An 8,183-nucleotide genomic window follows, 5' to 3' on the forward strand; every position below is an offset into this window, starting at 1 on the left:
GTGCTGGTAGCCGGTGGTGAGCGCGGTGGGGTTCGCGGTGGTGCGGAACGTGGAGCGCAGGAAGGCCTCTGCCGGTCCGGCGGCCGCGGCCAGCGCGTCCGGATCGTCGATCGGCCGGCCGGTCAGGTCGCTCAGGCCGTCCAGAAGCGCCTGAGTCGTCGGAGTGAGCCGGATGGGCCAGCGGGTGCGGCCGATGGCGGCGACGGCCTCTGCGAGGCGCGTGACGGCGTTCTGCTCGTGGTAGCGACTGCCGTGCCCGGCGCGGCCCTTGGCGACGAGCCGAAGCCACATCAGGGCCTTCTCCCCCACCTGCAGCAGATAGGCGCGGTGATCGTCCACCGTGATCGAGTACCCGCCCACCTCGCTGATCGCCTCGGTCGCGCCGGAGAACCATTCCGGCCTGTCGCGCGCGACGAGCGCGGAGCCCTCGACGCCGCCGTTCTCCTCATCCGCGAAGAACACCAGGATCAGGTCGCGCTCGGGCTGCTCGCCCGCCCGCAGCAGGTCGGCGACCGCGGTGAGGATCATGGCGTCCATGTTCTTCATGTCCACCGCGCCGCGCCCCCACAGCATCCCGTCGCGGACGACGCCCTCGAACGGGTCGACGCTCCAGTCCTCGGCCATGGCGGGCACCACGTCCAGGTGCCCGTGCACGACCAGTGCGGGACGCTCGGGGTTGCGACCCCTGACGCGTGCCATCACGTTGGTCCGGTTCGGGATCGGCTCGTAGTACTCCGGCTCGAGTCCGAGCGAGGCGAGGTAGGCCCCGACGTACTCCGCGGCTTCGCGTTCGCCCTTCGAGTTCCCTCCGCCGAAGTTGGAGGTGTCGATGCGGATCAGATCACGGGCGATCCGGGCGACTTCGGGCAGGGAGGAATCGGACATGGCTCCAGGCTATCGAAACGGCGTGCCACGCCCGGGCGTCAGCGTGGTTCGTGGCTATCCGCGGACCGTGCTAGAGTCATTCTTCGGTCGGCAACGACTTTTCATCACCTGCGCGGGTGGCGGAATAGGTAGACGCGCTAGCTTGAGGTGCTAGTGCCCGCATAGGGCGTGGGGGTTCAAGTCCCCCCTCGCGCACAGAACGGAGAAGGCCCCGGATCGAGAGATCCGGGGCCTTCTCCGTGTCACGCGTCGACGTCGCCGCGCCAGGCGCCGGTCGCCGTTCTGCGGTTCTCGATGAAGTCCTTGAAGTTGTCGAGGTCCTTCCTGACCGCGTGGGATGCGAGGCCCGCCATCGAGCCGACCATCTCGGCCAGGCCCTCCGGCTTCCAGTCGATCTGCACGGTCACGCGACTGGAATCGTCGCTCAGGCGGTGGAAGCTCACCACGCCCGCATGGGCTGTCTCACCGCCGACGCTGCGCCAGGCGACACGGTCATCCGGGTGCTGCTCGGTGATCTCGGTGTCGAACTCGCGGCGCACGCCGCCGACCTCGACGACCCAGTGATTGCGCGTGTCATCCACCTGGGTGATCGAGACCACCTCCTCGAGGAAGTCGGGGAAGCTCTCGAACTGGGTCCACTGGTCGTACGCGACGCGCACGGGGACGTCGACGTCCACGGTCTCGATGATCTGGGCCATGCTCTGCTCCTTGCTCTTCGGTGCGGAGCATCCAGTCATCCGCATGTCGCCGAGCCCGGAAAGGGGGTTGACGACACGCGGATGACTCAGCGCATGGCTCCGCTCACACCGCGCCGACGCCGAACACGAGACCGAGCACGTACGTGATCGCCGCCGCCCCGAAGCCGATCGCCAGCTGCCGCAGTGCGCGCTTGAGCGGCGGACCGCCGGAGAGGATGCCGACCATCGCACCCGTGCTGAGCAGCGCGACTCCGACGAGAACCAGCGCTACGACGATCGCGGTGAAGCCCGTGAGCCCGAAGAGCCACGGCAGCACCGGCACGATCGCGCCGGACGCGAACAGCAGGAAGCTGGAGATCGCTGCCGTCCAGTCGCTGCCGACGATCTCGTGATCGTTCGGCACGCCGATCGGTCCGGTCGCGTCGCGACGGATGCCGGCCTGCGCCGCGCTCATGACCCGCTGGGCGCGTGCCAGAGACTCGTCCTCGTTCATGCCGCGCGCCCGATACACGAGCGCGAGCTCGTTGGCATCGATGTCCAGATCGCCCGCGGTGGCATCCGCGTCGTTGCTCTCCTCCGTCGCAGCCAGCAGCTCGCGCTGGGAGCGCACGGAGACGAACTCCCCCGCCCCCATCGACAGTGCGCCGGCGAGAAGGCCGGCGATGCCGCTGAAGAGCACCAGGCCTGAGCCGACCCCCGTCGCCCCGATGCCGAGCACCAGCGCGAGGTTCGACACGAGCCCGTCGTTCGCGCCGAAGACCGCAGCACGGAACGAGCCGGAAAGCCGGCGGCGTCCGCGTGCGGCGAGGCCGCGGACCACCTCGTGGTGCACCTTCTCATCGGCCCGCATCGCCGGGGTGGCGTACTTCTCGCTGTCGTAGGGCGAACGCGCCTCCGCGCTCTGCGCGAGCGCGAGCACGAAGATGGACCCGAACCGGCCGGCCATCCAGCCCAGCATCCGGGAGCGGAGACCGGTCCGGGGAAGCCGGGAGGGCTCCTCTCCTCCGAGCAGATCGAGCCAGTGCTGCTCGTGACGGCGCTCGGCTTCCGCGAGGGAGAGCAGGATCTCCTTCTCCTCGCCTTCTCTCCGAGCGGCGAGCCGGGAGTACACGGCTCCCTCGGCGCGTTCCTCGACCAGATAGCGGGCCCATTGCTTGCGATCCGCAGCAGTGGCGTGGGCAGGGGCAGACATGCATCCTCCGTGGGTAGATCAGCATTCCACGGTATCGACGCGGGCACCTCCGAACCGCATCAGGACGCGGATTGACAGGATTTCGGACTCCCGAACCAGCGCGCGCCACCGGGCGGCCGGCGCGGGGGCGTCAGGTCCGTACGCGCTTGCGCAGCAGGTCGATCCGCGCCTGCAGCTGCGAGACGGTCGCCTGGGCGACAGCCGGGCCGCCGCACATCCGGCGCAGCTCGGCGTGCACGGATCCATGCGCCTCGCCGGTCTGTCGCGCGTACAGGCCGACCAGGCTGTTCAGCAGCTGCCGCTGCTCGCGAAGGGTGCGATGCAGGGGCGCGGGGAGGGTCGTCGTCTCGACCGGGGTGGCCGCCTCCCGCGCCTGTCGCAGCTTGCCCTGCCTGGCCTGGCGCTGCATGAGCAGCTCATGCACGTGCTCGGGTTCGAGAAGACCGGGGAACCCGATGAACTCCTCCTCCTCGGGGGTGCCCGGCTCGGCGAGCTGACCGAACTCCTTGCCCTCGAACACGACCCGATCGAAGTGCGCCAGAGACGAGATCGCCTGATAGCTGAACTCCTGGGTGAGAGCGTCGGACGCGTCCTCCTCGCGGTTCGCGCTCTCCAGCAGCGAATCCTCGAGGCCGTCCTCGTCCTTGTCCCGCCGATCGAGCGCGTGGTCGCGCTGACGCTCCATCTCGTTCGCGAGGGTCATCAGCACGGGGACGTTCGGCAGGAACACGCTGGCGGCCTCGCCGCGTCGCCTCGCGCGCACGAAGCGCCCGATGGCCTGCGCGAAGAACAGCGGGGTCGACGACGACGTCGCGTACACGCCCACCGCCAGGCGCGGAACGTCGACGCCCTCGGACACCATGCGCACGGCGACCATCCAGCGCCGGTCCGTCTCGCTGAACTTCTCGATGCGCTCGGACGCCGAGGCGTCGTCGGAGAGCACGACGGTCGGCTGCTCGCCCGTGATGCTGTGCAGGATCTTGGCGTACGCGCGCGCCACCGTCTGATCCGTCGCGAGCACGAGTCCGCCGGCATCGGGAACGTGGTGACGGATCTCGGTGAGGCGGCGATCGGCTGCGGACAGCACCGCCGGCATCCACTCCCCCTCCGGGTCCAGCGCGGTGCGCCAGGCCTGCGAGGTGACGTCCTTGGTGTTGTCCTGTCCGAGATGCGCCTCGAGCTCGTCACCCGCGCTGGTGCGCCAGCGCATCTTGCCGGAGTACATGTGGAACAGCACCGGCCGCACGACGCCGTCGGCCAGGGCCCGCCCGTATCCGTAGCGGTAGTCGGTGCTGGAGACCCGTGCGCCGGACTCGTCGGGGATGTACTCCACGAACGGGATGGGCGCGGTGTCGCTGCGGAACGGGGTGCCCGACAGCAGCAGTCGCCTCCGGGCCGGCCCGTAGGCATCGCGGATGGCGTCGCCCCAGCTGAGGGCGTCGCCGCCGTGGTGCACCTCGTCCAGGATGACGAGCGTCCTCGCGTCCTCGGTCAGGTGCCGGTGCACGCTGGACTTCGCCGCCACCTGCGCATAGGTGACGACCACGCCGTGGTACTGCCGGGAGGGCGCCCAGTGGCTGTTGCGGAACCGGGGATCCAGGCGGATGTGGACGCGCGCGGCCGCATCCGCCCACTGCGTCTTCAGATGCTCGGTCGGCGCGACCACGATGACACGGTTCACCTCACCCATGCGCAGCAGCTCGACCGCGAGCGTGAGCGCGAAGGTGGTCTTGCCTGCCCCGGGGGTGGCGGCGACGAGGAAATCCCGCTGATCGGCCTGGAAATACGCGTCCAGTGCCTCCCGCTGCCATGCCCTCAGCTTGTCGGCGGTACCCCATGGGGCGCGCTGGGGGAAGGACGGAGAGAGCACTGCTCAACGATAATCCAGCCCGCCGACAACGCTCTGCGCGCCCGCCCATCAGCGCGGGTAGGCTCTCTCAGGCGCCCGCACCCCGGGCCCGCGATGCCGAAGGAGAACCCGATGGTGGACCAGGAGACGTCTCGCACCCCGTTCGTCGAGAACGAGGGACCGCATCCGTGGCGGCGGTTCGTCGCCGTCGGCGACTCGTTCACGGAGGGCGTCGGCGACCCCGCGCCCGATCTGCCCGGCGGGCTGCGCGGCTGGGCGGATCGCGTCGCCGAGGTGCTGGGTCAGGACGTGGACGACTTCGCCTACGCCAATCTCGCGGTGCGCGGCAAGCTGATCGCCCAGATCGTCGCGGATCAGATCGAGCCGGCGGTCGCGCTCAAGCCCGATCTCGTCTCGATCTGCGCCGGCGGGAACGACGTGATCCGCCCGGGCACCGATCCCGACGAGATCGCCGTGCAGCTCGAGGACGCCGTCGCCCGGCTCTCCTCCACCGGCGCCGCGGTGGTTCTCTTCACCGGGATCGACACCGGCTTCACCCCGGTGTTCCGGCCGTTCCGCGGCAAGGTCGCGATCTACAACGAGAACGTGCGCGCGATCGGCGACCGGTACGACTGCATCATCGCCGACCAGTGGTCGCTGAAGGTCGTGCAGGACCCGCGCTTCTTCGACGACGACCGGCTGCACTACAACGCGCTCGGTCACCACGAGATCGCTCGGATGGTGCTGCGTGCGCTCAACGTGCCGAACGACCTGCAGGCCATGCAGCCCGATCCCGTCCCGGTGCGCACCTGGCGCGAAGCGCGCGCCGAGGACATCGGCTGGGCGCGCGAGCACCTGGTCCCCTGGGTGCTGCGGCGGCTCCGTCATCAGTCCTCGGGCGACCACGTCGAGGCCAAGCGGCCCGAGCCCTCTCCGGTGCGGATGCCCGGCACCGAGAACTGATCGCGCGGCCGCGCCCGGCCCTCCGACCAGGCGCTCTCCGCGGCGAGCTCATCTGGTGGCGTAGAAGGCCACGGCCGACGCCGCCGCGACGTTCAGCGAGTCCACGCCGCCCATCATCGGGATCGTGACTCGGCGGTCCAGCAGGGCGTCCGTCTCGGGACGGATCCCGTCACCCTCTGTGCCGAGGATCATCGCGAGTCGGGTGTGATCCTCGGCGACGAGGTCGTCCAGCTCGATCGCGCCCTCGCCCAGCGTCATGCCCGCCACGACGAATCCGGCCTCCTGCAGCTCGCGCATGCCCTCCGGCCATGCCGGAATGCCCGTCCACGGCACCTGGAACACGGTGCCCATGGACACCCGCACGGAGCGGCGATACAGCGGATCGGCGCAGTCGGGCGTCACGAGCACCGCGTCCACGCCCAGCGCTGCGGCCGAGCGGAACACGGCGCCGACGTTCGTGTGGTCAGTGAGCCCTTCGAGCAGGGCGATCCGCCCCGGTCCGGCCGTACCCGTTGCAGCACGTCGGCCACGGACGGCAGCGCCGGCCTGTGCATGGCGGCGAGCGGGCCCCGGTGGATGGCGAAGCCCGTGACCGTCTCGGACACCTCGGCGGATGCCGTGTACACGGGCGTGTCGGCGACGCTGCCCGCCTCCCCCAGCGCGCTGACGACGGCGTCCAGCCACTTCTCCTGCGTGAGCACGGATCGGGGCCGGTGGCCGGCCTGCACGGCGCGGGCGATCACCTTGGCGGACTCGGCCATGTAGAGCCCGCCCTCGGTCTCGTTCCTGCGGCGAAGCGCCGTGTCCGTCAGCGAGCGGTAGTCGTCGAGCCGGGGGTCGGCGGGATCGGAGACCGGGATCACGTGCATCCTCCCACTCTGTCAGGCCCCGGACGCGGCGGTGGCGCCCCGACCCGCACGGAGACGTAGACTGCCGAGCGTGCAGCTCTCGGACACGATCGACGACGACACCCGGACGCGCATCGATCACGTCGCGGAGCTGCTGAGAGGTCGGCGGGTAGCGGTGCTCACCGGCGCCGGCATCTCCACCGATTCAGGGATTCCCGCGTATCGCGGCGTCGGGGCGCGGACGCGCGCGAACCCGATGACCATCCAGACCTACCTCGCCGACGAGTCCGCGCGTCGCCGCTACTGGCTGGGCGGGCACCTGGGCTGGCTGGCGTTCACCGCACCGGAGCCGAACGAGGGCCACGTGGCGCTGGCGCGGATGGAACGCGCCGGCGTGGTGAGCGGCGTCGTCACCCAGAACGTCGACGGCCTGCATCTGCGCGCCGGAAGCTCCCGGGTGGTGGAGATCCACGGCACCATGCACCGCACGCTGTGCCTGGACTGCGGGCAGGTGTTCGACCGCCGGGCGATCGCCGACCAGCTCGAGGCGCTGAACCCCTGGGTCCGCAAGCCCGAGAACATCGAGCTGAACCCCGACGGGGACGTGACCCCGGAGAACACGGAGGGCTTCGTGATCCCGCCCTGCACGGTGTGCGGGGGCATGCTCAAACCCGAGGTGGTCTTCTTCGGTGAGTTCGTCCCCGCCGTCCGCTTCCGGTCGGCCGAATCCGTCGTGACCGCGGCGGACGCGCTGCTGGTGGCCGGCACCTCGCTCACCGTGAACTCCGGCATCCGCATCATCGAGCGCGCACGGCGCCGCGGCATCCCGCTGGTGATCGTCAACCGCGAGCCGACGAGGGCGGACGCCTGGGCCGACGCCGTGCTCGCCGGCGGCACCTCCCCCGTGCTGAGCGCCCTCGCAGGCGCTCTCGCGTAGGGTCGGAGTGTGACTCTTCTCACCCTTGTGCGCCACGGGCAGACCGACTGGAACCTCGCTCGGCGAATTCAGGGGTCCACCGACATCCCCCTGAACGACACCGGACGCGCGGATGCGCTCATGGCCGCCGGGCGGCTGTCGAGGGACACGCATCACGCGATCTACGCGAGCCCGCTGCTCCGCGCGCGGGAGACCGCGGAGATCATCGCGGATGAGCTCGGCCTCGAGGCGCCGGCGCTCGTGCACGATGTGCGCGAGCGCGAGTTCGGCGAAGGCGAGGGCCTGCTGGTCCAGGAGTACATCGACGCGTACGGCGACTGGCACGCCGTGGTCCCCGGGGCGGAGACCCTCGACGAGGTGTGCATCCGTGCGATGAGCGCCCTGCACCGGATCGCGCGTGACGCCCGGCGTCGTTCCGCGCCGACGGCCGAGTCGATCATCGTCGTGACCCACGGCGGCGTCATCCGATCTCTCATCGACCACGCCTCCGGCGGGACACTGCCCAAGATCGGCAGTGTGCTCGGGAACGGCTCGCTGCACCGCTTCGAGGTGTCACCGGGCTCGCTGCGACTGCTCGAGGACGTCCCGGTCCTCTGACGCGCCTCGGCTCGATCCGGGTCAGTCCCGGCTCAGCACCGCCCTGGCGTGCCGCAGCACCGGCTCGTCGACCATCCGCCCCTGGAAGCGGAACACGCCCCGCTCCCCCTCGGCGGCGGCGAGCACAGCGCGCGCCCAGTCCAGGGTCGCCGTATCGGGCCGGTAGGCGTCGCGGATGATCGCGACCTGCTTCGGGTGGATGCAGGCGGTGGCG

7 protein-coding genes, 1 tRNA gene and 2 pseudogenes are annotated in these 8,183 nt (G+C 70.5%); 4 read left to right on the forward strand and 6 right to left on the reverse strand.

Annotated features, from left to right (window positions below; translation table 11 throughout):
- Positions 1–885, reverse strand: an 885-nt coding sequence (locus BGN97_RS15025) for a M20/M25/M40 family metallo-hydrolase (RefSeq protein WP_292703194.1), incomplete at its 3' end; no start/stop codon positions are given.
- 110 nt (positions 886–995) lie between these two features.
- Here BGN97_RS15025 and BGN97_RS15030 point away from each other — a divergent pair.
- Positions 996–1,080 (forward strand) — tRNA-Leu (locus tag BGN97_RS15030).
- 47 nt (positions 1,081–1,127) lie between these two features.
- Here BGN97_RS15030 and BGN97_RS15035 read toward each other — a convergent pair.
- The 3 genes from BGN97_RS15035 to BGN97_RS15045 all read right to left on the reverse strand — a co-directional run bounded on the left by BGN97_RS15035 (position 1,128) and on the right by BGN97_RS15045 (position 4,645).
- On the reverse strand, positions 1,128–1,583 hold the full coding sequence (locus tag BGN97_RS15035) for an SRPBCC family protein (RefSeq protein ID WP_292703196.1): 456 nt from the start codon (positions 1,581–1,583) through the stop codon (positions 1,128–1,130).
- 103 nt (positions 1,584–1,686) lie between these two features.
- Positions 1,687–2,775 (reverse strand): VIT1/CCC1 family protein, encoded by a 1,089-nt coding sequence (locus BGN97_RS15040; RefSeq protein WP_292703198.1) that lies wholly within the window; start codon positions 2,773–2,775, stop codon positions 1,687–1,689.
- 130 nt (positions 2,776–2,905) lie between these two features.
- The gene (locus BGN97_RS15045; protein ID WP_292703200.1) at positions 2,906–4,645 is read right to left on the reverse strand and encodes a DEAD/DEAH box helicase; all 1,740 of its coding nucleotides are present in this window, start codon (positions 4,643–4,645) and stop codon (positions 2,906–2,908) included.
- A 111-nt stretch (positions 4,646–4,756) separates the two neighbouring features.
- Here BGN97_RS15045 and BGN97_RS15050 point away from each other — a divergent pair, with 111 nt between their 5' ends.
- Positions 4,757–5,587: an SGNH/GDSL hydrolase family protein gene (locus BGN97_RS15050; protein ID WP_292703202.1), complete on the forward strand. Its 831-nt coding sequence runs from the start codon at positions 4,757–4,759 to the stop codon at positions 5,585–5,587.
- Between the two features lie 48 nt (positions 5,588–5,635).
- On the opposite strand, the pseudogene BGN97_RS15055 reads toward BGN97_RS15050, so the two are convergent.
- Positions 5,636–6,456 (reverse strand): annotated as a pseudogene (locus BGN97_RS15055) (RNA methyltransferase).
- Positions 6,457–6,526: 70 nt separating this feature from the next.
- Between BGN97_RS15055 and BGN97_RS15060 the strand changes: the two are divergent.
- Together BGN97_RS15060 and BGN97_RS15065 are read left to right on the forward strand one after the other, a co-directional pair.
- On the forward strand, positions 6,527–7,372 hold the full coding sequence (locus tag BGN97_RS15060) for a Sir2 family NAD-dependent protein deacetylase (protein ID WP_292703205.1): 846 nt from the start codon (positions 6,527–6,529) through the stop codon (positions 7,370–7,372).
- A gap of 9 nt (positions 7,373–7,381) precedes the next feature.
- Positions 7,382–7,969: a histidine phosphatase family protein gene (locus BGN97_RS15065; protein WP_292703208.1), complete on the forward strand. Its 588-nt coding sequence runs from the start codon at positions 7,382–7,384 to the stop codon at positions 7,967–7,969.
- Between the two features lie 21 nt (positions 7,970–7,990).
- Here the strand turns inward: BGN97_RS15065 and BGN97_RS15070 are convergent.
- Positions 7,991–8,183: pseudogene (locus BGN97_RS15070) on the reverse strand (CoA ester lyase); the annotation flags it as partial.

The organism is Microbacterium sp. 69-10 (genome assembly GCF_001897945.1).
In the GTDB taxonomy this organism is placed as follows: domain Bacteria; phylum Actinomycetota; class Actinomycetes; order Actinomycetales; family Microbacteriaceae; genus Microbacterium.

Coding starts and splice junctions, on each gene's coding strand:
- BGN97_RS15035 (WP_292703196.1), bottom strand. CDS start 1,583: ATGGCCCAGATCATCGAGACCGTGGACGTCGACGTCCCCGTGCGCGTC.
- BGN97_RS15040 (WP_292703198.1), bottom strand. CDS start 2,775: ATGTCTGCCCCTGCCCACGCCACTGCTGCGGATCGCAAGCAATGGGCC.
- BGN97_RS15050 (WP_292703202.1), top strand. CDS start 4,757: ATGGTGGACCAGGAGACGTCTCGCACCCCGTTCGTCGAGAACGAGGGA.